The sequence below is a fragment of the Kitasatospora sp. GAS204B genome, assembly GCF_029892155.1.
Taxonomy (GTDB): domain Bacteria; phylum Actinomycetota; class Actinomycetes; order Streptomycetales; family Streptomycetaceae; genus Kitasatospora.
This window is the reverse complement of the sequence record NZ_JARZAG010000032.1, coordinates 53,901-78,712: the sequence shown is the minus strand read 5'-3', so window position 1 is coordinate 78,712 and position 24,812 is coordinate 53,901. Positions and strand designations below refer to the sequence as shown.

The following is a 24,812-nucleotide window of genomic DNA, read 5'->3' as shown; positions in this document are numbered from 1 at the left end:
GACGGATCGTCAGACGGCGCAGGCCCCGTCCTCGCACGCTTCACCGTCAACGGCCTGCGCCTGCTCCTCGGCGGCCACCTGCCGCAGCACCTTCAGGAAGGTCTCCGCCTCCTGGCCGCCCTGCACCGCCCACTGCCCCTCGAAGACGAAGGTCGGCACCGCGCTGATCCCCAGCTGCCGGGCCTCGGCGAGCTGCCGGCGCACCTCGTCGGCGCCCTCCTCGCCCGCCAGGTACGCGGTCACCCGCTGCCGGTCGAGCCCGGCCGCAACCGCCACCTCGGTGAGCGCGGCCCGGTCGCCGACGTCCACCCCGTCGCTGAAGTGCGCCTTGAGCAGCGCCTCCTTGAGCACGCCCTGCACCGTCGCGCCGTACTCGGTCTCGGCCAGGTGCAGCAGCCGGTGGCCGAGGAAGGTGTTGGCGTGCAGCGCGGTGTCGAAGTCGTAGTCGATGCCCTCCGCCTTGCCCAGCTCGGTCACCCGGTCGTCCATCGCCCGCGACTGCGGCCCGTACCGCTCGGCGAGCCAGGCGCGGTGCGGGCTGGCGGTGGCCGGGGCGTCCGGGACCAGCTGGTACGGACGGAAGACCACCTCGACCTCGCCCTTGCCCTCGAAGCGCTCCAGCGCCTGGTCGAAGCGGCGCTTGCCGATGTAGCACCACGGGCAGGCGATGTCGCTGTAGATCTCGACCTTCATGGGGGCTGGCTCCTGTCTGCGGGGTCGGCTGAACGTGGAGTGTGAACCGAAATGTCCGACTCCGCATTCCCGCACGGCCGAGCATTTCCGTAGCTGGTCACGGTGCTGCGGGAGTTGACCGTCGCGTCGAGTACGGCCAGGGTGTGAGGCCGAGCCGAGGGGAGTCGCAAGCGATGGCGGACCAGTGCGAGGGTCGGGACAGGTTCCAGGACTTCGGGGATTTCGTGCGGCAGGCGACCGGCCACGCCCCCTATCCGTACCAGGCCCGCCTGGCCGCCGAGGGCCTGCCCGACCTGCTCCAGGCCCCGACCGGCGCGGGCAAGACCGTGGCCGCCGTGCTGCCCTGGCTGCACCGCCGCCTGGTCACCGACCCCGACCGGACGCCGCGCCGCCTGGTCTACGTGCTGCCCGCCCGCAGCCTCGCCGACCGGACCGCCGACCGGATCCGCGAGTGGCTGGACCGCCTCGGGCTCGCCGACGAGGTCGGGCTGCACCTGCTCGCGGGCGGCTCGGTGCAGGACGGCAGCTGGCGGCGGCACCCCGAGCGCACCGCGATCCTGGTCGGCACCCAGGACCTGCTGCTCAGCCGGGCGCTGATGCGCGGGTTCGCGGACAACCGGCGGATGGCGGCGGTCTCCTACGGCCTGCTGCACAACGACGCGCAGTGGGTCTTCGACGAGCTGCACCTGTTCGGCCCGGCCCTCGCGACCGGCGTCCGGCTCCAGCGGCTGCGCGAGCGGCTGGGCACCGCCGCGCCCACCCACACCTTGTGGATGTCCTCGACCTGGGACGCGAACGGGCCGAACGAGCCGGACGGGCGGGTGCTGCGGGTCCGCGCCGGCGCGGGCGGGGCGCGGCGGGTCCGGCGCCTGGACCTCGCCCCCGACCGCTACGTCGAACGGCTGGTCCGCGCGTTGCTCGCCGCGCACGTCCCCGGCACCCGGACCGTCGCCGTGCTCAACACCGTGGAACGGGCCCGCGCCGTCCACCGGGCGCTGACCGCCGAGCGGCCCGCCGTGCTGCTCCACCCGTACGTCCGACCCGGCGATCGCCCCGAGCCCGCCGAGCTGACGGTGACCACCGGCACCGTGGAGGCCGGGCTCGACCTCAGCTGCCGCACCCTGCTGACCGAACTCGCGCCTTGGAGCTCCCTGGTGCAGCGAGCAGGCCGCTGCAACCGTCACGGCGAGTACCCCGGGGGCGGCGACCTGCTCTGGTGCGTTCCGCCGGAGGGCGGCGGCCAACCGGCGGCCGAGCAGTGGCTGGACGCGCGCGAGGGGGAGCCGGTCACCGCCGAGCAGCTCTTCGACGCGCGGATCGCCGAGCACCGCGAGCCGGTGGACGGGCTGGAACGGGCGGAACTGCTGGCGCTCTTCGACACCAGCGCCGAGCCGGCCGCCAAGGTTACTCCCCTGGTCTGCGCGGCGCAGGACACGACGGCGTTCGTCGCCTGGCGCGCCTGGGCTGCCGAGACGGCCGGGGAGACCGCTGGGGAGACCGCCGAGGAGCCCGCTGGGGAGCCCGCCGAAGACGAGCCCGATCCGGGACGCGCCGAGCTCTGCCCCGTGCCGCTCGCCGAGTTGGCGCCGCTGCTCGCCGACGGCCGCGGCTGGCTGCGCGACCAGCTGGACGGCCACTGGCGGCGCGCCGCTCCCGAGGACCTGCGGCCCGGCACGACCGTCCTGCTGGACGCCGCGCGCGGGGGCTACCTCCCGGCAACGGGCTGGACGCCCGCCAGTGCGGCACCCGTCGCGGTGGCCGACGGCCCGCCCGCACCGTCCTGGCTCTTCGCCTGCACCGCATGGGTCAGCCTCGACCAGCACCTGATGGAGACCGAGGAGGAGGCCCGCGCGCTGCTCACCGCGCTGGCCGAACTGCCGGGCCTGGCCGCCGGGCACCGGGACGCCGTCTTCCGCGCCGCCAGGTATCACGACCTGGGCAAGAGCCACGACGCGTTCCAGCAGATGCTGCGCGGTGGCGGCGGCGACCAGCCGCCCGGGCTCCTCGCGAAGTCCAAGGCCCCCTACAACACCGGCGTCAACAGCCGGATGTACTTCCGGCACGAGCTGGTCAGCGCGCTGATCCTGCTGGCCGAGCAGACCGACTTCCTGGTCAGTTACCTGGCCGCCGCCCACCACGGCAAGGTACGGATCGCCGCCCGCCCGGGCCCGGACGAGGCCCCGCTGCTGCTCGGCGTGCGGGACGGGGACCGGACTCCCGAGATCGCGCTGTCGAACGGCGAGCGATTCCCGGCCGGTGTGCTGCGGACCGACGCGTTCCGCGCGCCCTCGACCTGGACCGCACGAGCGGAGGGACTTCGGGATCAGGCGGAGCTCGGGCCGTTCCGGCTCGCCTTTCTGGAGACGCTGGTCCGGGTCGCAGACTGGCGGTCCAGCGCGCGGCATGACGGGCAGGTTCCGAATCCGATCCTGGAGTCGCCGAGTTGATATGTCAGATCGTCATATCGTCAAATCAGACTCGGCGACAGCAGAATGAACAGCAGGACGACCAGGATCACGACTGCGGTGATCGAGACCAGATAGGCCGCGACACGATGCGGGGCATTCGGGAAGACCTCGTCGTCGTCTTCCCCGCTCCGTAGCAGGACGCACGCCACCACCTCGTGGGCGAATACCGAAACGTCGGTCCGGTCGAGTTCCTGCTGTTCTGTCATCTGGAGGGGGCCAATCGACGGAGGGCTGCGGCGAGTTGCACGATTTCGGAGAGCGTGAGCGGCCGGAGTCGGACCAGGATGTCACCCGACGAAGTGATAACCCAACCGTCGCCGAGATCCAGGATTTCCAGGTTGGCGGCGTTGACCGAATCCGTCAATGCCTCGAGGGCGACGACCGCTTGGCGGCGAGGGCTGATCATTTGGCTGCCCCTTCGTGATCATTGCGGGCAGCGGGTGGGCGAACGATCCAGTCAAGGTCGACATCCCACTCGGCGCCGCCGCGTTCCGGCCGCAGGTAGATCAGGCGGCCGACCCGGTCCATCAGGACGCCGAGCCGGTCGTTGAGCGCGTCGAAGACCAACTCGCCCTTTCGGGTGGGCAGGTAGGGGTGGGTGGGGGGCTTGGCATCGCCCGGGCGGATGATCGGATAGACCGGGGTCATCCGACGGGCCGCCTCGGGCCGGCCGCCGCAGTTCGCGGGGCATTGGCACTCGGGCATCAGCCGGTCCTTTTGATGATCCATCATATTACTTTCTCCGTGGCGCAGTTGAGCGGATGAATTTCACGCTCTGTGCCTCAAGCGTTGCGCTTCGCGGCTAGCCTGGGAAGGAGCGGGCCGTTCCACGTCCGCGAGTGGAAACACGGAGGAGTCGTCGCCATGGCCTTCCAGCCTCGCCCCCTGTTCCCGGAGCGTTCGGCGCGGGATCTGTACGGAGCGGATCTGCGGCGGTACCGCGAGGCGGCGGGGATGTCGTTGTCGCAGCTGGGCGAGGTGCTGAAGTTCTCGAAGGCGCATCTGTCGCGGATCGAGACGGCGGAGTCGCTGCCGCCGGAGGGGCTGTCGGAGAAGCTGGATGCGGCGTTCGGGACGGATGGGCACTTCACCAGGCTGTATCCGCTGGCGATCCTGGAGCAGTTCCCGGACCGGTACAAGCGGTACATGGAGTTGGCCGCGCAGGCGGTCGTCCGCGAGAGCTTCACCGAGATCGTGCCAGGCTTGCTTCAAACTCCAGACTACGCAGAGGCAATCATGCGTTCGGGCGACCCGTTCGCAACCGATGAAGAGATCGAGCAGAAGGTCGCTGCCCGACTCAAGCAACAGGAGCGCCTCCGCAGCGCCAACCCACCGCGGTACTGGTTCATCCTGGATGAGGTGGCCCTGCGCAGGCCAGTTGGTGGACCCATCGCCATGCGCGACCAGATGCAGCGACTGCTGGACGCCGCACGGCCACCGCACCTGACAATCCAGGTTCTGCCCTTCAGCGCTGGTGCTCACTCCGAGATGGGCGGGTCACTCGTGCTGCTGACGCTTCCGGGAGGACACGTGGTTGCGTACGAAGAAGGCAGCAGGACAGGCTCGTTGATCGAGAAATCGGAAGACGTCGCGAAGCGTCGCGCGTACTACGATCACTTGAGGGCGCTTGCCCTGTCGCCCGAGGACTCCCTGGCGACGATCGGCGCGACACTGAGGGGATTCGACCATGCAGCTCGCCCAGTGGCGGAAGAGTAGCTACAGCAACGGAGACGGCGGCGACTGCATCGAGGTCAACGACACTGCACCCGGCCAGGTCCGTGACTCCAAGGACCCCGAGGGCCCGTTCCTCACGTTCCCTCCCACCGCCTGGCAGGCCTTCGTGGACGCCACCTCCACCGGCGAGTTCAACCGATGAGCACCTGGCGCAAGAGCAGCCACAGCAACCCCGACGGCGGCGCGTGCATCGAGGTCAACGACGCCAACCCCGGCTGCGTCCGCGACTCCAAGGACCCGAGCGGCCCGTTCCTCGCGTTCCCTTCCACCGCCTGGCAAGCTTTCGTGCACGCCACCTCCACCGGCGAGTTCAACCGATGAGCACCTGGCGCAAGAGCAGCCACAGCAACGGTGACGGCGGCGAGTGCATCGAGGTCAACGACGCCACCCCGGGCCAGGTCCGCGACTCCAAGGACCCCGAGGGCCCGTTCCTCACGTTCCCTCCCGCCTCCTGGCAGGCCTTCGTCCGCGCCACCTCCACCGGCGAGTTCACCACCCGCTGACTCCTCCCGCCACGGCCGTGCCCGACTCCTCGGGCACGGCCGTCATCGTGTCATCACCGTCAGCTATGGTGTCGTTCGTATCGAACTGATAGCCGAGCGTTACGGGGGACTGGTGTCCGGGGTGGGGTTGACCGAGCGTCTGGCGGCGTTGCACGCGGGGCGGGTGGATGGGCCGGCGCTGCTGGCGGCGTTGCGCGCGGCGTTGTTGCTGGCGCCGACCGATAACGGTGAGCCACTCGCGGGGGACGCGGACGGGGTGCGCTGGTTGTACGCGTTCACCGACGAGTCGACGCTGGCCCGGTTCGCGTCCGCGCGTGGCCTGGACGGCGAGGTGGACTACCTGACGGTGCGTGGCTCGCGCCTGCTGGATGTGGCGTTGCCGGCGCTGGGCGTTCCGGCGGGGGTGGCGGTGGATGTGGCGGGTCCGGCGCCGTTCCTGCTGCCGGCTTCGGCGGTGGAGCGTGGCTGACTCCTATCAGGTCGACCCGAACGCGCTCGCCAACACCGCGAAGGGGATCAACGACGCGGTCGCCGAGTTGAAGAAGCTGGGGATCGACGAGGGCGCGGAGGTCGGGCGCGGGTTCTCCAGCATCGCGCTGACGGGGATGCAGGTCGGCAACCCCGGTCTGCAGTCGGCGTTGGACGGCTTCTGCGAGCGGTGGAGCTGGGGCGTTCGCACCCTCGTGCACGACGGCACGGAGATCGCGGACCGGCTCGGGCTGTCCGCCGGGCGGTACTACGACCAGGAGCAGTACGCCTCCGGCGTGCTGAAGGACGTGGTGAACGCGGCGATCGGCAACCCGGATCTGACGCAGGCCCAGGTCGAGAAGCAGTCCTGGGACCAGACGTTGGGCAACAACCCGTACACCCAGATCACCGGCGCCGACTACTCGAAGGCATCGCTCGACAAGGCGGCGGCCGACTCGCGTGCGGCGTGGGCGGCGGAGGGCAAGGACGTGGTGAAGAGCGTCCCGTTGCCTGGTGCGCAGCAGGTGATCGACGCGGCCAAGCGGGAGACGGGTAACGGCTGATGGGGTTCCTGGACGACGTCGGTGACGGCCTGGAAGGCCTGTACGACGACGGGAAGAAGGGCCTGGGCGCGACGGTCGACGCGGGTTCGCACCTGGTCGGCGGCGCACTCGACACCGTCGGGCTGCACGACGCGGCGCACGCGGTCGACAACTGGGGCGACAGCGTTGCCGACAACCTGGGTGCGCAGGTCGGCGAACTGCAACTCGGCGACTCCGACGACCCCAAGGACCTGGTCCACGGTGACGCCAAGGCGCTGAGCGATGCGGCCGATCATCTGCGCACGTTCCACGACGCGTTCGAGGAGACCGGTAGCGGCCTGCGGGCGATGGACTCCTCGCACTGGCAGGGCCAGGCCGCCGATGCGTTCCGCACCCGCTTCGCCCCGCACCCGGGGCAGTGGCTGACCGCCGCCGACGCGTGCGCGGCCGCTGCCCAGGCGCTGGACGGCTTCTCACACACCGTCACCTGGGCGCAGGGACAGGCCAAACGGGCCATCGACGCCTACAACGCGGCGAAGAAGACCCACGAACAGGCCCGCAACGCCTACAACGCGAGCGTCGACAGCTACAACAAGGCCGCCAAGGCGTGGAACGACGCCGCCAAGTCCAACCCCAACCCCGGCCCCAAGCCCACCGACCCCGGCGACTTCCACGACGACGCGGGCAACGCCCAACTCGCCCACGCCCAGGACCTGCTGCGCGACGCCCGTACCCAGCGCGACACGGCCGCCGACAGCGCCGCCAAGGCACTCCAGGCCGCCACCGCCACCGCACCGACGGAGCCGAGCTTCACCCAGCGGATGAAGCTGGACTCCATCGACGCGGCCGAGGGCGGCATGATCGGGGTGACCCACGTCTACGGCGGGATCGCCAAGGGCGCGGCCGACATCGTCAACTTCGGGCGCGGCCTGAACCCGATGGACCCGTACAACGCCACCCACCCCGCCACGTACCTCGACCACGTCAACCAGGTCGCGGTCGGCCTGGTGCACGCGGAGATGCATCCCACCGACGTGGTCAAGTCCCTGGTGGGCTCGGACTGGGGCTCGGACCCGGCCGAGGCCGGCGGCAAGTTGCTGACCAACCTGGTGTTCGGCGCCGCGACCGACGGTGCGGGGACGGAGGCCGACGCGTCCTTGGCCGCCGCGAAGGACACCGCCGAGAATGCGGCGAAGGACGCCGCCGAGAGCGGCGCCGATCGCGGCGGGGCGTCGGCAGTGGACCATCCCGCGCCGGCACCTGACCCCGAGCCGGATCGGCTGGCGGCCGCCGTCGACCGCAGCGTCGACATCACGAGCATGGGCGACAACATCGTCTGGCGTGACAGCCGGGAGGCCGTGTGGCGTTTCACCGACCGCGATCCCCAGAAGATCGTCGCGGACGGGGGGATGACGCCGTGGAAGCCCGAGAACAATGACCTGGCGCAGTACGTCAGGGACGAGCGGTACAGGAGTGCCTTCACCGGTACGACCAACGACCCTGGCTACCAGATCGTCCGCCAGTGGAAGTACACGATCGATGCCCCGGGCGGGATCGACGTCAACGCCAGCATCCCCGACAACGTGTTCCACGACGAACACGAGATCGCCTTCCCCGGCGGCATCAAGCTGGAGCACATCCAGGGCTGGCAGCGCTGGAACCCGCTCGACCAGAAATGGGGCAACCACCAGCCCAATCCCTACTACAAACCGCCCCTGCCATCCCCACCGGCCAACGGCCTTCCGCCCGGATGGACCCGCTAACTCCAGGAGCCCTTCTTGTCCGCACCACCGCCCGCCGCGAAGCGCCCGGATCCACCCATCACCGAGGAACTCCGCGCCGCCGCCCGCCAGCGTCCTGGTACCTGGATGTACCAGATCGACCCCGCCTACGATCCGGCCGGTGAGGTCCCGCTTCAGGGCATCATCGGCGCTTGGCAGATCGACCATCAGGGCGCCCCCGTCCACTACTGGCACAACGACGACTACCGCCCCTCGGCCCGGGCCCAGGGGATCGCCGAGCCCGACAGCCCCGCCGAAGCCGCCCTCCAGCGCGCCGCCACCGGCCACGGCGGCGAGCGCGAACTGCTCGATGCCCTCCGGGAAGGACCGCTGCTGATCTTCGCCCATCCCGAGCACCCCGGCCTCTACATCGAACCCGGCACGGACGGGCGCGGCACCATCACCGCGTGCACCTCCGCCCGCCACGTACCCTCCAGCTGGCCCGGCTGGCTTGCCCTCTCGGGTCGCGAACTCGCCCAGGCGGCGCCCGGAAACCTGCTGCGCCTCAACCCCGGCAGCGGTGTGAGCGTCACCCTCCCCCTGGACGACCTGCTAGCCGCCCGATGACCACCCCCACAGGAGCAGACCGATGACCTCCCAGTCCGCGACCTGGGAAGGAGCCACCAGGCGCGACGCATACCGCGACGACTTCCTGGCCAAGCGCGACCGCTTCGCCGACGCCGTCGACCAGGGTGACTGGCCCACCGTCCTGGAAGCGCTCGCGAAGGACGGCAGTTTGGCCAACGCCCGCCGTCTGGGCGGCGCGAGCGACTGGACCGCGCTGCACCAGACTGCCTGGCACCCGGCCCCGCCCGAGGTCGTCGAAGAACTGGTCCGCGCCGGCGCGTGGCGCACCCTGCGCAGCGCCGACGGCGAGCGTCCGCTCGACATCGCCACCCGGCTGGGCCACGACCACTTGCTCCCGCTGCTGCGCCCCGTCCCCGTGCACCCAGTGCCCGAGGCGGTACTGCAGGCCATGGAGCCACGGCTGCACACGCTCATCCTGGCCCGGGCCCAGCAGTTGGCCGGCCATCAGGACGTGCTGCCGCCGCAGGTCGCGGTCCTCACCGAGCTGGCCGTGCCGAAGCTCTGGCTGCCTGTTCCCGGAATGCACGGCAGCTTCAACATCGAGCTCCTGCCCGCCGACGACACGGCCCCCGTGCGCCTGGAGGTCGCCAGCGCCAGCCGGGTAGCCGGCGGCTCCGGCCAGACCCACCACATCACCGCGGACGGCTGCACCATGGTCGAGGACGGCTGGGGCTGACCGCAGCTCAGTGCCTGACACTGTCGGGGATCTTGCAATGCGACTTCGGACGACGCCGCCTGCAGCGTCACCAGGTACACCTCCGACGCCCTAGGCCGCTTGCTCACCGCCGTCACCACCCCCGACGGCACCCAGTGGCTCTACCACTACGACCCCTTCGGCCGCCGCATCGCCAAACAATGCCCCGCAACCGCCGAATGGACCCTCTTCACCTGGGACGGCCCCACCCTCGCCGAACAGACCGCCCACAGCCCCACCCTCCCCGGCCCCCACACCCTCACCTGGGACCACCACGGCCTACACCCCCTCACCCAGACCGAACACCTCGCCACCTCCCCCGACCAGCAAGAAGTCGACCGCCGCTTCTTCGCCATCATCACCGACCTCATCGGCACCCCCACCCACCTCCTCAACCCCGACGGCACCACCGCCTGGCAAGCCCACACCACCCTCTGGGGCACCACCAGCCAGGCGAACAACGCCACCACCTCGACCCCGCTCCGCTTCCCGGGCCAGTACTACGACCCGGAGACCGGGCTGCACTACAACGTGCACCGGCACTACGACCCACAGACGGCGCGATACCTGAGCGCCGACCCCCTCGGACTCACCCCAGCGCCGAACCCCGCCACTTACGTCCACAACCCACATACCTGGAGCGATCCGCTCGGGCTCGCACCGTACGACCCCAAGGGAGTAGACCTTTCGAAAGCGCGGCGGGTGAGCGGGAGGTTCGATAACAGGGGGAATCCCGATGAGATCGTCTACCGCCAAAAAACCGATGGTACGGTAACGGCGTACGCGGTCTACGATGATCTGGGGCGCCTGGTCAAGCGTGTCGATGTGGACCCGAATTCCGCACCGCATGCTGGCATACCCGCGCCACATGCGCTGGAAATGCATATTAATGTCAATCCGAAGACCGGCCAAGAGTTTCCGGTGTGGGACAAAATGCCCCGCCCGCTCAGGCCTGACGAGGAAATTTATTGGAGCAGCTGATGAAGGCTAATGAGTATTCTGAGGTGGCCTCTTGGATTGAGGGATTCGGTGGGACTCTCGACTCGTTCGACTTTATCTCCGGGCGCTTCAGTCTCGCTGACTGGATTTCGATCTCGGAGATCTTTCGGCCAAGCTTTATCGAGGTGGATGGCTGTATCCTCTGGGATCGGTCGTTTGAGCGTCAGAACTTCGACACGTGGATGACAGAGCTTTCTGGCGACCGAACCCGGGTCGAAACCGTGTTGAACCGCTTGAGGATCTGGCAGCTCATTGAGTACAGCGAGTCCGCTGAGGATACGGCGGCTGCCAGCACTGTGGCGGAATCGGTCGCGCAGTGCTGGAAACTTCGTCTATCAGAGCAATTTCCTGATGTCAGTTTCAATGTGGCGACGCTGGAATCCGAGGATGGGCCCGTCGTGGAATTCAATGTTATTCGGCATTAGTACTCCAGTGAGAGTTCTCCGTCTTCTCTGGTCCGCGGTCTGGGGGCGGTGAGTGTAGCGAGACTGCGGCGTGGGCCCCGGCCCCCACACCCTCACCTGGGACCACCACGGCCTGCACCCCCTCACCCAGACCGAACACCTCGCCACCTCCCCCGACCAGCAAGAAGTCGACCGCCGCTTCTTCGCCATCATCACCGGCCCCGACGGCACCACCGCCTGGCAAGCCCACACCACCCTCTGGGGCACCACCAGCCAGGCGAAGAACACCACCACCACAACCCCACTCCGCTTCCCCGGCCAGTACTACGACCCGGAGACCGGGCTGCACTACAACGTGCACCGGCACTACGACCCGCAGACGGCGCGATACCTGACACCGGACCCGCTGGGGCTGGCACCGGCGCCGAACCCGGTGGCATATGTGGACAACCCGCACCGGTGGAGCGATCCGCTCGGCCTCGCACCGTGCCTGAAGAGGGATCTGAAAAACTGGAAGAACCAGCGGTATCAGTTCGGCAACGAGAACTTCATGCTTTCGCGCGACAATATCGAGCATATTCTGACGCGCCATCACCCGAAGTACTGGGACGGATCCGTCAAGGCAAGCCAAAGCTTCTTCGACCAGAAGATGTCAATTCCAGATGTCCAGGATGCCATATCGCAAGTATTGAAGCAGAATCGCGACAAGTTGATCACAAAGGGCACGCGCGGGATGTACCAGCTCGAGGGGACTGTCAACGGGGTAAAATACGTCGTCGGCCTGAACCGGGGGCACATCGGACAGTTCTATCCCGGATCCCTCTCCAAGTAGGACGAGCCAAGACATGATCAGCATCAACTCTTACATTCGGCGAGATGCCAATACCTTCGAGCCGATCTCGCTCACACAGACCGCAGCCGCCAACTCCGCGTACATCGAAGGAGCGATCGAGCTATCAATAGACGGCACCGGGATCATCGGAAAAGAAGCCTGGGACTACGTCGACCAGCTATGGTCCTATATCGTTGACATGGCCACACGGCTCCGCTGCGGCCAGTCGGCCAGCTCATACTTTCCGGACCAGCCTCTGAAGCTCACGTTTCAGAAGGAACCGGGGGGGAACATCAGGGTCACCCTTGAATCCGACGGCACAAGCCGCTCGGCGATGGCATCAGAGTCCCTCTTCTACGTCGAGCTCAAAAAGGCAGGGCGGGAGTTCTTCGAGAAATTCATTGAGCTCTATCCTGAGAATCGTGAAAGTTACATGGATTCCCTCAAGGAACTCCAGTCGCTTTAGCTTCACGCTATATTCAGACAGCTCGACCCAAAATGCTTCAGTTTTGAATTCGAAAGGCTGGACTTCATCCGCCCTGACCGTTAAGATCTATGGCGAACGGGACAATGGCCATACGACGAGCACTGCAGTGAAAACAGTGCAGAAGAGCCATAATGGCAGCTAGCGAAGTCCTTCACCTGAGAGAGGATTCGACATCTCCTCAGGATGGGGTCCGACTTCGACCCCGAGACCATAGGGGTCAAACCCGATGATCGGCGAGAATGTCGCTTTGGAGGTTCTGCGCGAGGGGGCGGACGACTGGGTGCCGATTGATGCCCTTCTCTGGCATGCGCGTGCGGTAAGCGGCGGCGAAGACTTCAGAAGGGTTGCCATCGAGTCTTTGGCGTTCCTCATGACACGAGGGCTGGCTATGGTCGGCGACATCGGTGAGAGCGGCTTTGAACCCTGGCGCGGCGAGCTCCAAGCCGTGCTGGATCGAGTCACGGGCTGCTGTGCGGCATTGAATTGGGAGCCCCAGGGAGGGTGCTGCTGGATTTCAGCAACAGCTGACGGTTCCGCTTTTGTGAACGCTCACGAATGAGTCGATGACCGAACGTAGAGCAATGCTCAGTTCCGTCTCGCCACCCCCCGCCCTCTCACCTCTCCGTCAGAGGCGCCGGCACCACCAGCACCGGGCACGCCGCATGGTGCACCGCTGCCGTGCTCACCGACCCCAGCAGCAGCCGCGAGAACCCACCGTTCCCCCGTGTCCCGATCACCAGGGTGTGCTGACCCACCGTCGCCGCCAGCAGTACCTCGACCACCTGACCCAGCGCCACGTGCAGCGAGAGCCGCTCCCCGCCGAACGGAGCGCGCCGGGCCCGCTCGACCGCTGTGACCGCTCGCCGTAGGCCGTCGGCCATGCTGCCGCTCAGGCGCTCGGTGCTCTCCTGGACCAGCTCGGCCATGCCCGGCGGGTAGCCGCCGCTCGGGGAGGGGTTGACCACGCCCAGGACGTAGAGGGGCAGGGCGTAGCGCTCGGCTTCCGACATCGCGCGGTGCAGGGCCCAGAGGGAGCCGTCGGAGCCGTCGCAGGCGGCCAGGATGCCGGGGGGCAGCGGTGGGCCGGGTGGTGTGGTGGAGACGGGGTGGGCGGGCGTCACCTGCGGGGCCTCCGGTCGGTCGGGTGTCGGCCAGGCCATGATCCGACGGATGGCACGCGAACCCGCGCAGGCTCAGCCGAACCGCGCTCCCGCCACCGCGCGCCGTTGCGGCAGCGGCAGGCCGGTCCAGCAGGAGCCGTGGCGGCGGGCCTCGAAGCGGCGCAGCCACAGTTCCACGGCGACCAGGTCGGCGAGGCCGTCCAGGGCTCCCGGTGGCAGGTCGGCGTACGAGTCGGCGGCGGTGCGCAGGGCGCGGCGGACGGTGGGCAGGTCGATCAGTCCGGCCTCGGCCAGCAGGGGTGCGCGGAACAGCTCGGCCAACTGGTCGGCGGCGGCGCGCAGGCCGGCGCGGGCGGCTTCGGCGCGGTCCGGGCGGGGGGCGCGGCCCCAGTCGGCGGGGAGGTCCGAGCGGCCCGCGCCGGCCAGCACGGCGCGCAGCAGGGCGTGCCGGGCGCCGGGCTGCAGGCGCAGGTCGGCGGGGAGGAGGCGGGCGGCGCGGATCACCCGGTTGTCGAAGAAGGGGGCGTGGACGCGCTGGCCGTGCTGTTCGGCGGCGTGCACCAGGGTGCGGAACGCGCCGGCGTGGTGGTGCAGCGCCAGGCGGGCTCGGCGGACGCCGGGGTGCAGCTCGGGCGCGGGGCCACGGGCCGCGAGCCGCAGGCGCAGGGCGACCGCGGAGAGCGCGTCGTCGGAGAGGAAGCGCGCGGCCGGGCCGGGCACGCACCAGGCCAGGTCGGCCGCCGAGTACGCCCCGGCGGTGAACCGCACGCCGGGGTGTGCGCTCGGGCGCACCGGGCCCCGACGGGCCGTCAACTGCACGGCGACATCGTCCAGCGCCTCGGCGTACCCGCCCCGGGCCAGGCGGCGGGCCGCGCGCAGCACGGTGACCGGGGTGCGCACGGTGCCGGTCAGGGTGCCGGCGAGCGCACGGTCCACGCCGGCCAGGGCGGCGACCGGCGGGAGCAGTTCGCGCGGGCGGCCCTCGCGGATCAGGTCGGCGAGCCGGGCCGGATGGCCGTCCAGCACCTGGCGGGCGCCGTGCCCGGTCAGGTGGTCGGCGCCGCCCGCGCTGAGCCGGACGACGGTGCCGGGGGCGGTGATCAGGGCCCGCCCCGGCTCGTCGGTGAGCGGACCACCGAGCGGCCCACCGAGCGGTCCGCCGGCCGGTCCGGCGATGAGCTCGGCGTAGGGCAGGCTCGCCGGGGTGGCGGCCAGGACGGTGTGCCGCAGCCGGGGACGGCCGGGGTCGAGCGGAGCCTCGGGGGCGGCGCGCGGTGACTCGCACACCGTGACGGCGGCGAGGAGTTCGGGCTCGGGCGACTCGGGCGCCGGATCGGGGCGGGTCCAGGAGCCCTTGGTGGCGCCGGTCCGCGGGGCGACGTCCGACGGCTCGTCAGAAACCGGCACAGGCACGCAACCCGGCCCCGGCCCGATCGGGACGGCGGCGGCGAGCAGCGCCAGCGCGGTGGAGGCGGTGCCGTACGAGAGGTCGGCGCCGATCCGGGGACGCTGCGGCCCGGGGCCCGCGCCGGCCGGCGCGTTGCGGACCCGGGAGCGGACGGCCTCCAGCAGCGTGCGGGTCAACTCCCGGACCGCCGGCGCCTCGCCACCGCCCTGGCTCGGGATGCTGCCGGGGGCACCCTCGTCGTCGTACTCGGTCAGCTGCGGTCGGCCGCCCCGGATGGCGAGCGTGTGGCCCGGCGGGACCCGGTGCACCCCCGCGTACGGGGTGCCCGTGCCGAGCACCTCGGGGGACTCGGGACAGGCGAGGGTGGCGGCCAGGTGGCCGGTGTCGACGGGCGCGCCGATCAGGTCGGCGAGCGGCAGGGCGGCGGTGGCGTAGGCGGTGCCGCCGCACCAGGGGGTGTGGAAGACGGGTTGCAGGCCGGCCAGGTCGGTGAGCAGCAGGGTGCTGCGGGTGCCGATCCGCAGCACCACGGCGTAGCTGCCGGGCCAGGCGGTCAGGTGGCGCACCGCACCGCCCCGGGCGGCCGACAGCCCGTCGGCCAGCTCGTGGTCGGCGGCGCCGCAGTGGCCGAGCACCAGCAGGCGGGCGACGGCCTGGGTGTCCTGGGTCAGGTCGGCGGCCAGCGGGCCGGTGCTGACCGTGGGGAGGCGGGTGCTCGGGTGCAGGACGGCCTGGCGGATCTCCTCGGGCCGCCAGTCGCCCACCGCCCAGAGCGGGTCGGGGCCGGTCCACAGCGCGGTGGCGGCGAGGGGGCGCACGGCGGCGAGCGCGGCGAGCGCGTCCTGCAGCGTGGGCGCCGGGCCCGACCCGCCGTCAGCTGGGCGGCGGCCGCCCGGGATCCGGGTGTTGGACACGGCGCCGCTCCAGCCCGCCAGCCACCGCATCGCGCCTCCACCGGGTGTGGACGTCCCTGCGCTCGCGTGCGGCGGGCGGTCGGCGCCCGGCCGCGGGCGAGCCAAGGGACATGCTGCCACCGCTGAGGCTGGCGGTGGTGCCGGCGAAGGTCGGGTGATTCTGGGCAGGGGTGGGTGAATTCGGACATCAGGGACATCCGAAGTGGGGTGCCGCGCGGGCCGGGCCTCCCCCTCCTTGGCCCGGACCGCGCGGCGCGGACGGCATCCGGCCGGGATCCACCCGGCGCCGGCCGTCCGGGTCTATGAGGCGCCGCCCTGCTTCTGGCGCCCGGCCGGCCGCCGGACGGGACGGCGTCCGACCGACCGGACGGACCCTGACGGTCCGTCAGTCCACCGGCCCGGCGCGGGCGCCGCGCGTCCGATTCGCGGCGCCCGCACCCGGGCGAGCGGGCCTGGTGGCGGCCAGGCCGTGCACCCGGCCCCGAGTGCACGGACGGTCCACGGCAGCGGCCGGTTCATCCCCACCGACCGCCCCCCGCACCGCACCGCCCGCCCGCCCCACCGCCCCCGGCCCGCTCACCCCGCCCGCTCTGCTCACCGGCACCGCCTGGCCCGTCTCCCGCCGGACATTTCGGTACGACATGGCCATGCCCACATGGCCGAAAAGCATCGCAAGCCCGGGAGGGCATCCGCATGCCCTCCCGGACTTCGGCCACCACCCGCGGGGAACAGAGGCAGCGGCATCCCCCGGCCCGCCGGGTCCTCGACGGCGGGCCGACCCACAGCCCCTAGCGAACTGCCGGGTGGGCGTCCGGGCCAGGGGGCACAGGTGGGCGCACGTCAACACGGGACCGGAGCACGCCCCTCCCCATGACCCCCCGGACACCCACCGGCCCCGGCGAACCGCCCGAGCGGCGCCCGGCCTTGCCGCGCGCCACCCCGCAGCCGCCCCGGCGGCCACGAATCGCGCCCCGATGCCCCTATGCGATCCCGCCATCCGGAATGCATCCCCTTAACCCTGGGAACCCGGCCGACTACGCTAGGTACCGCCGACCGCACAGCACCACAGCGCGGCAGCACGGCACCACCGCACGACGGCACCACCGCACGACAGCACCACCGCACGACACCGAACGGCAAACACCGAACAAGGGGGTGCCGTCGCATGAGCATCAGTCCACGGGGACCGAACGAACGCCTCGGCATCCTGCTGACCCAGGCTCAGATCAGCAACGCCGGCCTGGCCCGCCGGGTCAACGACCTGGGCGCCCAGCGCGGACTGACGCTGCGCTACGACAAGACCTCGGTGGCCCGCTGGGTGAGCAAGGGCATGGTGCCGCAGGGCCCGGTGCCGCACCTGATCGCCACCGCGATCGGCGGCAAGCTGGGCCGCCCGGTGCCGTTGGAGGAGATCGGGCTCGGCGACACCGACCCGACGCCCGAGCTGGGCCTGGCCTTTCCGCGCGAGGTGTCCGAAGCCGTGCGCTCCGCCACCGACCTGTGGCGGGTCGACCTGGAGCTGCGTCGCGGCCCCGGCGGCGGACGGTGGAGCGACGCGCTGGCCGGGACCTTCTCGGTCGCGGCGTACTCGACGCCGGTCGCCCGCTGGCTGATCAACCCGGTGGACAGCTCGGTGGCCCGAGGTGCGGACGAGCCGCCGGGCGCCCCGAGCGCCGCGTCCCGCACCGGCGGCTACCGGGTCGGCCAGTCCGACGCCGCCAAGCTGCGCGAGGCCGCCCAGGAGGCCCGCCGCTGGGACTCCAAGTACGGCGGCGGCGACTGGCGTTCGTCCATGGTGCCGGAGTGCCTGCGGGTCGAGGCCGCCCCGCTGCTGCTCGCCTCCTACAGCGACGCGGTCGGCCGGGCGCTGTTCGGCGCGACCGCCGAACTGACCAGGCTGGCCGGCTGGATGGCCTTCGACACCGGCCAGCACGAGGCCGCCCAGCGCTACTACATCCAGGCGTTGCGGCTGGCCCGGGCGGCCGCCGACGTGCCGCTCGGCGGTTACGTGCTGGCCTCGATGAGCCTGCAGGCCTGCTACCGCGGCTTCGCCGAGGAGGCGGTCGACCTGGCCCAGGCGGCGCTGGAGCGCAACCGCGGGCTGGCCACCACCCGCACGATGAGCTTCTTCCACCTGGTGGAGGCCCGCGCCCAGGCGCGGGCCGGCAACGCGGCGGCCTCCTCGACGGCGCTCGCCGCGGCCGAGAACGCCCTGGAACGCTCGCGCGCCGGTGACCCCGACCCCGCCTGGATCGACTTCTACGCCTATGACCGGCTGGCCGCCGACGCCGCCGAGTGCTTCCGCGACCTCGGCGTACCCGCCAAGGTCCGCCAGTTCACCCGCGAGGCGCTGGCCCGCCCCACCGAGGGCTTCGTCCGCTCGCACGGCCTGCGCCTGGTGGTCTCCGCGATGGCGGAGGCGGAGGCGGGCAATCTGGACGCCGCCGTCGAGGCCGGCGAGCGCGCGGTGGAGGTGGCCGGCCGGATCTCCTCACAGCGCAGCCGGGAGTACGTGCTGGAGATGCTGCGCCACCTGGAGCCGTTCCAGGGCGAGCGCCGGGTACGGGAGTTGACGGAACGCGCGAGGGTGGTGCTGGTGGCGCCCGCGTAACACCACCGCCGCTATTTCGGATGCACACGGGCTCGGCGCGCCGCTAGAGTCACTCCTGTCCAGGTGCGCAGGTCGGGGTTACTTCCCTTAATGGACGGGTCCCGGGTTCGAGTCCCGGTCGTCGGAGCAGTCCGACGGTAGCTCAGTCGGCAGAGCAGCTCTTGTCACCTCAACCGCTTTCTGTTCTCTGGACATTCCATATCGTGAATACGCTGCACCTCCCGGTGCGTCGGGGCTCGGTTCCTTCCTCCAAAGAAACCACCGCGCCCCGAACTCCAGATCTCGGGAGGCATCGCGCCGGGGCGCCCGGTGCGCAGGCGGGGGTTACTTCCGGCTTCGGCGGTTCCGGGTTCGAATCCCGGCCGGCGGCACGTGTGTGCGCCGGTAGCTCAATTGGACAGAGCACCGAACTGTCACCTCCACCGATGTCGGCTCGCCAGAGCCGACCCCGATCTCGGGCGCCCCTCACCTCGCCGTGCCCTCCCCCGATCGCCTTTCTTCACTTCAGCCCAGGTCCGCAGGGGGACTTCCGTCATGGCCCGCTTCAACGTCAAGAACCGCTTCGCGCCGCGCTCGCCCGTCCGCACCACCGGTGAGCGGACCACCAACCACCAGGGCGGCCCGGGTCACCTGCGCGAACCGAAGTCGGAACTCTTCCTGCTGGCGGTCGCCAACCTGGTCGGCCAGCACACCTCTTACGAGTCCGGCGGCGCCCGCGACGACCGCTTCACCACGCTGGTACGCGAGTTGGCCGTCGGCGACCCGCAGTGGACGCTCGGCCTGCTGCGCTGGCTGCGCGGCGAGGCGAACATCCGCACCGCCGCCGTGGTCGGCGCGGCCGAGTTCACCCGGGCCCGGCTGGACGCGCAGGCCCCGGGCTTCTCCCGGCAGGCCGTGGAGACCGTGCTGCGCCGCCCCGACGAGCCCGGCGAGTTGCTGGCCTACTGGACCTCCCGCTACGGCCGCCGCCTGCCGCAGCCGCTCAAGCGCGGCGTCGCGGACGCGGTGCGCCGCCTCTACACCGGCCAGGCGCTGCTCAAGTACGACACGGCGAGCCGCGGTTTCCGCTTCGGCGACGTGCTGGAACTGACCCACCCGAGCCCGGACCCGCAGCGGGCCGGCCAGGGCGAGCTGTTCAAGTACGCGCTGGACCGCCGCCACCACCCGGCCGAGGCCGTCCCGCCGGCCGCCGACGCGCTGCTCACCGCCCACCACGAGCTCCTCGCACTGCCGGTCGAGCAGCGGCGTGCGGTGGTCACCGGGCCGGACGCCGCCGAGCGGCTGGCGGCGGCCGGGATGACCTGGGAGGCGTTGGCGGGCTGGCTGCAGGGCCCGTTGGACGCGGCGGCCTGGGAGGCGGTGATCCCCTCCATGGGGTCGATGGCGCTCATCCGGAATCTGCGCAACTTCGACCAGGCCGGGGTGAGCGACGAGGTCGCCGAGCGGGTGGCCGCCAAGCTGAGCGCCCCCGACGAGGTGCGCCGCTCCCGGCAGTTCCCGTTCCGCTACCTGGCCGCCTACCGGCACGCCCCGTCGCTGCGCTGGGCTTACCCGCTGGAGCAGGCGCTCGGCCACTCGCTGCGCAACGTCCCTGCGCTGCCGGGGCGCACGCTGATCCTGGTGGACCGGTCCGGTTCGATGTTCGACCGGCCGAGCGAGCGCAGCGGCCTCAACCGGGCCGACTCGGCGGCGATCTTCGGCACCGCGCTGAAGGTCCGCGCCGCCGACGCCGACCTGGTCGAGTTCGGCAGCACCAGCAGGGTGATCGAGGTGCCCCGGGGCGCCTCGGTGCTGACGGTGCTGAAGGACTTCCAGAACCTGGGCGGCACCGACACCGCCGAGGCCGTCCACCGGCACTACCGGGGCCATGACCGGGTGGTGATCATCACCGACGAGCAGGCCGGCTTCAGCTTCGGGCGCGACCCGCTCGGCGCCGTGCCGGCCCGAGTGCCGGTCTACACCTGGAACCTGGCCGGCTACCGCACCGGGCACGGCCCGTCCGGCGGGGCCCACCGGCACACCTTCGGTGGGCTCAGCGACGCCGCCTTCCGGCTGATCCCGCTGCTGGAGCACGGCGACGCCGACGTCGGCTGGCCGTGGGAGGCGATCGCCTAGGGCCTCTCTTACGGATCTTGTCGGCTGTGACACCAGCGGCTGACGCCGCGCGACGCCGGGCAAGATCCGCAAGAGAGGCTCCAGCCCGCTGCCGGGTCGAGTGGCCCGGACCGGCTGACGCGCGGCGTGCCCCCGTGGCACCATCGGCCACGGGGGCACGTCGGGGTGAGGAGGGTGGCGGATGGCGGACGACCACGACGTCCTGGTGGTGGGCGGCGGCATCGTCGGGCTCGCCACCGCGTACGCGCTGACCCGGGCGCGGCCCGGGCTGCGGGTCGCCGTGCTGGAGAAGGAGAGCGCACCGGCCGGCCACCAGACCGGGCGCAACAGCGGGGTGATCCACAGCGGGGTGTACTACCGCCCCGGTTCGCTCAAGGCGCGGTACGCCACCGAGGGCGCGGCCGCGATGGTGCGGTTCTGCCAGGAGCAGGGCCTGCCGTGCGAGGTGACCGGCAAGCTGATCGTCGCCACCGAGGCGGCCGAGCTGCCCCGGCTCGCGGCGCTCGCCGAGCGGGGACGGCAGAACGGCATCCCGGTCCGTGAATTGACGCAGCATCAGATCAGCGAGTACGAGCCGGAGGTGGCCGGCCTGGCCGGGCTGCACGTCGCCACCACCGGCGTCTGCGACTACGTCGCCGTGGCCGGCCGCTACGCCACACTGGCCGCCGAGCGCGGGGCCGAGCTGCGCACCGGCGCCGAGGTCCGGGCCATCGACCGCCGCCCGGACGGCGTCACGGTGCGCACCGCCGACGGCACCGAGCTGCGCTGCGCGGTGCTGGTCAACTGTGCGGGCCTGCACAGCGACCGGCTGGCCCGGCTGGCCGGCGACGACCCGGGGCTGCGGATCATCCCGTTCCGCGGCGAGTACTACGAACTCGCCGCGCACCGGCGGGACCTGGTGCGCGGCCTGGTCTACCCCGTCCCCGACCCGGCCTTCCCGTTCCTCGGCGTGCACCTGACCCGGGGGATCCACGGGGACGTGCACGTGGGCCCGAACGCCGTCCCGGCGCTGGCCCGCGAGGGCTACGACTGGCGCACCGTGCGCCCGGCCGAGCTGGCCGCCACGCTGGGGTTCCCCGGCGCCTGGCAGCTGGCCCGCCGGCACTGGCGCTACGGCCTGGGCGAGCTGCACCGCTCGCTCTCCAAGCCGGCCTTCACCACGGCCGTGCGACGCCTGCTGCCCGCCGTCACGGCCGCCGACCTGGTACCAGCGCCGGCCGGGGTGCGGGCCCAGGCGGTGGCCAGGGACGGCACGCTGCTCGACGACTTCGCCTTCGCCGGCTTCGACCCCGACCGCCCGGGCTCGCCGCGCCGCCTGGTGCACGTGCTCAACGCCCCCTCCCCCGCCGCCACCGCCTCGCTGCCGATCGGCCGCGAGGTGGCCCGGCGAGCCCTGGCCGCGCTGGCGGCCGAGGAGTAGCCGGCAGGTCCCCCGCAAAACCGGGCGCCCCGTAAACTCGACGGCATTGTGACTTCGACTGCCCCCTCTCCCCAGCTCCCCGCCCAGTCGCCCCAGTCGCCGTCAGTGCGCCTGTCGGCCGCGCCCGCGGGCTACCCCGCCCCGATGTATCCGCACCGGGCCACCGAGGAACAGCACCGCGAGCACCGGATCCGCAGCTTCCAGCCGCGCCGCGGCCGGATGACCCCGGCCCAGGCCGGTGCGCTGGACCGGCACTGGGAGCAGTGGGGTCTGGCGATCGACGGCACCCCGCTCGACCTGGGCACGCTCTTCGGCGGGCTGCCGGTCACCCTGGAGATCGGCTTCGGGATGGGTGAGACGACGGCCGCGATGGCTGCCGCCGACCCGTCGATGGGCATCCTGGCCGCCGACGTGCACACCCCGGGGCACGGCAACCTGCTGGGCATGCTGGAGCAGAGCGGCGCCCGGAACGTGCGGCTGGCGGCCGGCGACGCGGTGATCCTGCTGCGCGACATGCTGGGCGACGCGAGCCTGGCGGGCCTGCGGGTCTTCTTCGCCGACCCGTGGCCCAAGCCCAAGCACCACAAGCGCCGGCTGGTCCAGCCGCACTTCCTGGACCTGGTGCTGCCCCGGCTGGCCCCCGGCGCGCTGGTGCACTGCGCCACCGACTGGGAGCCGTACGCCGAGCAGATGCTGGACGTGCTCGGCGCCCGCCCGGAGCTGGTCAACCTGCACCCTGAGGGCGACGGCAGCGCCTGGACGGACGAGGAGCGCCGGGCCGACGGCACCGTCCCCGGCTACGCGCCGCGCCCCGACTGGCGTCCGGTGACCAAGTTCGAGCGGGCCGGCCTGGCCAAGGGCCACGTGGTGCACGATCTGCTGTTCCGCAAGATCTGACCCCTGCCACGGTCTACGCTTTTCCGGTGAGCAGCCCGTCGCGCCTGCGCTCGGCCGGTCCCACCGCCACCGTGCTGGCGCTGACCGCGAGCGCGGTGCTGCTGGTCCACCTGGTGCAGGCCCAGACCGGCACCACCGGGCTGCTGGTGGGCCTGGGCCTCGCGGTGCTGCCGCTGCCCTTCGTGCTGACCGCGCTGACCTGGCTCAACCAGAGCGCCCGGGTGCCGAACCGCCGGCTGGTGCTCTGCCTGGTCTGGGGCTCCTGCGCCGCCACCACGGTCGCCATGCTGGCCAACGGCTGGGCCAGCGACACCCTGACCGCCCTGCAAGGCAGCAGCCGGGGCGAGACGCTGGGCGCCGAGTTCGCCAGCCCGCTGATCGAGGAGAGCGCCAAGGGCGCGGTGCTGCTGCTCACCATGGCGCCGCCCCTGCGACCGCGCCGTCGGACCAGCCCGGCGGGCAGGCCGGCGGGCACCGGTCCGACCGCCGCCGCCCGCGCCCGGCTGCGGCACCGCGCGGTGGCCACCGGCCTGGTCCTCGGCGGGTTCAGCGCCTGCGGCTTCGCCTTCACCGAGAACGTCCTCTACCTGGGCCGGGCCTTCACCGACGACCAGCGCCAGCGGCTGGACGCGATCGGCCTCGGCCTCAGCCCGAGCCTGCGCGACTACGACGACACCGTGCACACCTTCGTGCTGCGCGCCCTGCTGGCGCCTTTCGCCCACCCGCTCTTCACCGCACTGACCGGCGTGGGCCTGGCCGTCGCGCTGACCAGCCACCGGCGCTGGCTGGCCCGGACCGCCGGCCCGCTGGGCCTGCTGGCGGCGGTCGCGCTGCACGGCGGCTGGAACGCGGCGGCGGGCCTGGGCACGCACGGCTTCCTGCTGGTCTACGCGGCCCTGATGGTCCCCTGCTTCGCCGCCCTGACCGGGCTCGCGCTCTGGGCCGCCGCCCGCCCGGGCCGCCGGCTCCGATAAGCGATTTCCCTTATCGGTCAGCGTCCCGTAGTGTTTGGTTCACCGACGCGGGGTGGAGCAGCTCGGTAGCTCGCTGGGCTCATAACCCAGAGGTCGCAGGTTCAAATCCTGTCCCCGCTACTCAGTAGCACGGAAGGCCCGGCAGAGACTCTCTGCCGGGCCTTCCGCTTTTCTCATAAACGGCAACCCCGGTGCCCTGACCCGATCACGCCGTGGTGTAGTTTCTGGCCGTTTTCCGCCGCATTCCGCGGCCGACTGGTCGAAAGAAGAACCGTGCGCCTCCACCGCCACCTCGGCATCACCCTGACCTGCGCCGCCCTCGCGCTCACCGCCACCGCCTGCGGCAGTTCCTCGAAGACCACCAGCGCCGGTGCCGGCACGGAAGGCTCGGCCGGCCCGGTCACCGCCTCGGCCACCACGGCGCCCAGCACCACCGCGACCGCTCCGTCGACGCCCGCCGCCGCGCCCTCGGCGACCGGACCCGACCTGAGCGCGATGAACGGCAACCAGATCGAGAAGGCCGCCTCGGACGCGCTGAGCGCGGCCACCTCGCTCAAGCTCGACGCGAAGGGCACCGACAGCGGCGACACCCTCGAGATGCACCTGTCCCTGGACACCAAGGGCGACTGCGCCGGCAGCATCGCGATGGGTTCCAAGGGCAGCTTCCAGATCCTGAGCACCCCGCAGCAGACCTGGATCCAGCCCGACACCAAGTTCTGGACCACCATGGGCGGCGCCCACGGCTCCCAGGCGGCCGAGCTGTTCAAGGGCCGCTGGATGACCGGCTCGAAGGACGACGCCGACCTCAAGAGCCTCTCCGACTCCTGCAACCTGACGCAGTTCACCGGGCAGATGAACCAGGACGGCGACCAGGCCGCCAAGACCGGCACGGCCACCGTCAACGGTCAGCCCACGGTCGTCCTGCACGTCAAGTCCTCGGACGGGACCAGCGGCGACATGTGGATCGCCGCCCAGGGCACGCCGTACCCGCTGAAGGCGAACAGCACGAGCGGGCAGATGGCCTTCAGCAACTTCAACCAGCCGGTCACCGTGCAGGCACCGCCGGCCGACCAGGTGGTCGACATCTCCAAGCTCAAGGCCCTGCAGACCGCCTGATCCGCCCGCCCGGAATTCCGGGCTAAATCCGTTGCCTCCGGCC

General features: G+C 71.4%; 25 protein-coding genes, 1 tRNA gene and 2 pseudogenes. 22 read left to right on the top strand and 6 right to left on the bottom strand.

The window, feature by feature from the left end:
• Positions 1–9: 9 nt before the first annotated feature.
• Positions 10–693, bottom strand: coding sequence for a DsbA family oxidoreductase (locus P3T41_RS32015; protein ID WP_280694096.1), 684 nt, complete (start codon positions 691–693; stop codon positions 10–12).
• A 173-nt stretch (positions 694–866) separates the two neighbouring features.
• Between P3T41_RS32015 and P3T41_RS32010 the strand changes: the two genes are divergently transcribed.
• Complete coding sequence (locus P3T41_RS32010; RefSeq protein WP_280694095.1) at positions 867–3,140, top strand: CRISPR-associated endonuclease Cas3''; 2,274 nt, start codon at positions 867–869, stop codon at positions 3,138–3,140.
• 20 nt (positions 3,141–3,160) lie between these two features.
• Here the strand turns inward: P3T41_RS32010 and P3T41_RS32005 are convergent, their stop codons facing one another.
• From P3T41_RS32005 to P3T41_RS31995, 3 genes are read right to left on the bottom strand one after another with little or no spacing between them, the layout of a single operon-like run.
• Positions 3,161–3,367 (bottom strand): hypothetical protein, encoded by a 207-nt coding sequence (locus tag P3T41_RS32005; protein ID WP_280694094.1) that lies wholly within the window; start codon positions 3,365–3,367, stop codon positions 3,161–3,163.
• The gene (locus P3T41_RS32000) at positions 3,364–3,567 is read right to left on the bottom strand and encodes a hypothetical protein (protein WP_280694093.1); all 204 of its coding nucleotides are present in this window, start codon (positions 3,565–3,567) and stop codon (positions 3,364–3,366) included. Before P3T41_RS32000 ends, P3T41_RS32005 begins: the two co-directional genes overlap by 4 nt.
• Positions 3,564–3,809 carry a hypothetical protein gene (locus P3T41_RS31995; RefSeq protein WP_280694092.1) on the bottom strand — a complete coding sequence of 82 codons (246 nt, stop codon included), beginning with the start codon at positions 3,807–3,809 and terminating at the stop codon, positions 3,564–3,566. Before P3T41_RS31995 ends, P3T41_RS32000 begins: the two co-directional genes overlap by 4 nt.
• 216 nt (positions 3,810–4,025) lie before the next feature.
• On the opposite strand from P3T41_RS31995, the gene P3T41_RS31990 reads away from it, so the two are divergent.
• The 14 genes and pseudogenes from P3T41_RS31990 to P3T41_RS31925 all read left to right on the top strand — a co-directional run bounded on the left by P3T41_RS31990 (position 4,026) and on the right by P3T41_RS31925 (position 12,752).
• Positions 4,026–4,877, top strand: a complete 852-nt coding sequence (locus tag P3T41_RS31990) for a helix-turn-helix transcriptional regulator (RefSeq protein ID WP_280694091.1) — start codon at positions 4,026–4,028, stop codon at positions 4,875–4,877.
• Positions 4,849–5,037: a DUF397 domain-containing protein gene (locus tag P3T41_RS31985; protein WP_280694090.1), complete on the top strand. Its 189-nt coding sequence runs from the start codon at positions 4,849–4,851 to the stop codon at positions 5,035–5,037. Before P3T41_RS31990 ends, P3T41_RS31985 begins: the two co-directional genes overlap by 29 nt.
• Positions 5,034–5,216 carry a DUF397 domain-containing protein gene (locus P3T41_RS31980; RefSeq protein WP_280694089.1) on the top strand — a complete coding sequence of 61 codons (183 nt, stop codon included), beginning with the start codon at positions 5,034–5,036 and terminating at the stop codon, positions 5,214–5,216. The genes P3T41_RS31985 and P3T41_RS31980 overlap by 4 nt, the downstream gene beginning before the upstream one ends.
• Entirely contained in the window at positions 5,213–5,398 is a 186-nt protein-coding gene (locus P3T41_RS31975; protein ID WP_280694088.1) for a DUF397 domain-containing protein, read from the top strand. Before P3T41_RS31980 ends, P3T41_RS31975 begins: the two co-directional genes overlap by 4 nt.
• A gap of 127 nt (positions 5,399–5,525) precedes the next feature.
• The gene (locus tag P3T41_RS31970) at positions 5,526–5,867 is read left to right on the top strand and encodes an SseB family protein (protein WP_280694087.1); all 342 of its coding nucleotides are present in this window, start codon (positions 5,526–5,528) and stop codon (positions 5,865–5,867) included.
• Entirely contained in the window at positions 5,860–6,429 is a 570-nt protein-coding gene (locus P3T41_RS31965) for a hypothetical protein (RefSeq protein WP_280694086.1), read from the top strand. Before P3T41_RS31970 ends, P3T41_RS31965 begins: the two co-directional genes overlap by 8 nt.
• A complete protein-coding gene (locus P3T41_RS31960; RefSeq protein ID WP_280694085.1) occupies positions 6,429–8,171 on the top strand; it encodes a putative T7SS-secreted protein in 1,743 nt (580 codons plus the stop codon). The genes P3T41_RS31965 and P3T41_RS31960 overlap by 1 nt, the downstream gene beginning before the upstream one ends.
• Before the next feature lie 15 nt (positions 8,172–8,186).
• Complete coding sequence (locus P3T41_RS31955) at positions 8,187–8,756, top strand: type VII secretion system-associated protein (RefSeq protein WP_280694084.1); 570 nt, start codon at positions 8,187–8,189, stop codon at positions 8,754–8,756.
• Positions 8,757–8,778: 22 nt separating this feature from the next.
• Positions 8,779–9,453: a hypothetical protein gene (locus P3T41_RS31950; protein ID WP_280694083.1), complete on the top strand. Its 675-nt coding sequence runs from the start codon at positions 8,779–8,781 to the stop codon at positions 9,451–9,453.
• Between the two features lie 72 nt (positions 9,454–9,525).
• A pseudogene (locus P3T41_RS31945) lies at positions 9,526–10,452 on the top strand (RHS repeat-associated core domain-containing protein); the annotation flags it as partial.
• Positions 10,440–10,895 (top strand): hypothetical protein, encoded by a 456-nt coding sequence (locus tag P3T41_RS31940; protein ID WP_280694082.1) that lies wholly within the window; start codon positions 10,440–10,442, stop codon positions 10,893–10,895. The pseudogene P3T41_RS31945 and the gene P3T41_RS31940, both read left to right, overlap by 13 nt.
• 76 nt (positions 10,896–10,971) lie before the next feature.
• Positions 10,972–11,361: pseudogene (locus tag P3T41_RS31935) on the top strand (RHS repeat-associated core domain-containing protein); the annotation flags it as partial.
• A gap of 358 nt (positions 11,362–11,719) precedes the next feature.
• Positions 11,720–12,172, top strand: coding sequence for a hypothetical protein (locus P3T41_RS31930; protein ID WP_280694081.1), 453 nt, complete (start codon positions 11,720–11,722; stop codon positions 12,170–12,172).
• A 247-nt stretch (positions 12,173–12,419) separates the two neighbouring features.
• Entirely contained in the window at positions 12,420–12,752 is a 333-nt protein-coding gene (locus P3T41_RS31925) for a hypothetical protein (protein ID WP_280694080.1), read from the top strand.
• A 55-nt stretch (positions 12,753–12,807) separates the two neighbouring features.
• Here the strand turns inward: P3T41_RS31925 and P3T41_RS31920 are convergent, their stop codons facing one another.
• A complete protein-coding gene (locus tag P3T41_RS31920; protein WP_280694079.1) occupies positions 12,808–13,353 on the bottom strand; it encodes a universal stress protein in 546 nt (181 codons plus the stop codon).
• Between the two features lie 33 nt (positions 13,354–13,386).
• The gene (locus tag P3T41_RS31915; protein ID WP_348533712.1) at positions 13,387–15,636 is read right to left on the bottom strand and encodes an asparagine synthase-related protein; all 2,250 of its coding nucleotides are present in this window, start codon (positions 15,634–15,636) and stop codon (positions 13,387–13,389) included.
• 1,165 nt (positions 15,637–16,801) lie between these two features.
• Between P3T41_RS31915 and P3T41_RS31910 the strand changes: the two genes are divergently transcribed.
• The 7 genes from P3T41_RS31910 (at position 16,802) to P3T41_RS31880 (ending at position 24,769) form a co-directional block, all read left to right on the top strand.
• The gene (locus P3T41_RS31910; protein WP_280694077.1) at positions 16,802–18,247 is read left to right on the top strand and encodes an MFS transporter; all 1,446 of its coding nucleotides are present in this window, start codon (positions 16,802–16,804) and stop codon (positions 18,245–18,247) included.
• 534 nt (positions 18,248–18,781) lie between these two features.
• Positions 18,782–20,362 (top strand): TROVE domain-containing protein, encoded by a 1,581-nt coding sequence (locus P3T41_RS31905; protein ID WP_280694076.1) that lies wholly within the window; start codon positions 18,782–18,784, stop codon positions 20,360–20,362.
• Positions 20,363–20,543: 181 nt separating this feature from the next.
• Positions 20,544–21,782 carry an L-2-hydroxyglutarate oxidase gene (lhgO, locus tag P3T41_RS31900; protein ID WP_280694075.1) on the top strand — a complete coding sequence of 413 codons (1,239 nt, stop codon included), beginning with the start codon at positions 20,544–20,546 and terminating at the stop codon, positions 21,780–21,782.
• Positions 21,783–21,926: 144 nt separating this feature from the next.
• On the top strand, positions 21,927–22,679 hold the full coding sequence (gene trmB, locus P3T41_RS31895) for a tRNA (guanosine(46)-N7)-methyltransferase TrmB (protein WP_280694074.1): 753 nt from the start codon (positions 21,927–21,929) through the stop codon (positions 22,677–22,679).
• A gap of 26 nt (positions 22,680–22,705) precedes the next feature.
• Complete coding sequence (locus P3T41_RS31890; RefSeq protein WP_280694073.1) at positions 22,706–23,653, top strand: PrsW family intramembrane metalloprotease; 948 nt, start codon at positions 22,706–22,708, stop codon at positions 23,651–23,653.
• A 46-nt stretch (positions 23,654–23,699) separates the two neighbouring features.
• Positions 23,700–23,773, top strand: a tRNA-Met gene (locus tag P3T41_RS31885).
• A gap of 153 nt (positions 23,774–23,926) precedes the next feature.
• Complete coding sequence (locus P3T41_RS31880) at positions 23,927–24,769, top strand: hypothetical protein (protein WP_280694072.1); 843 nt, start codon at positions 23,927–23,929, stop codon at positions 24,767–24,769.
• The last annotated feature ends 43 nt before the right edge of the window (positions 24,770–24,812 follow it).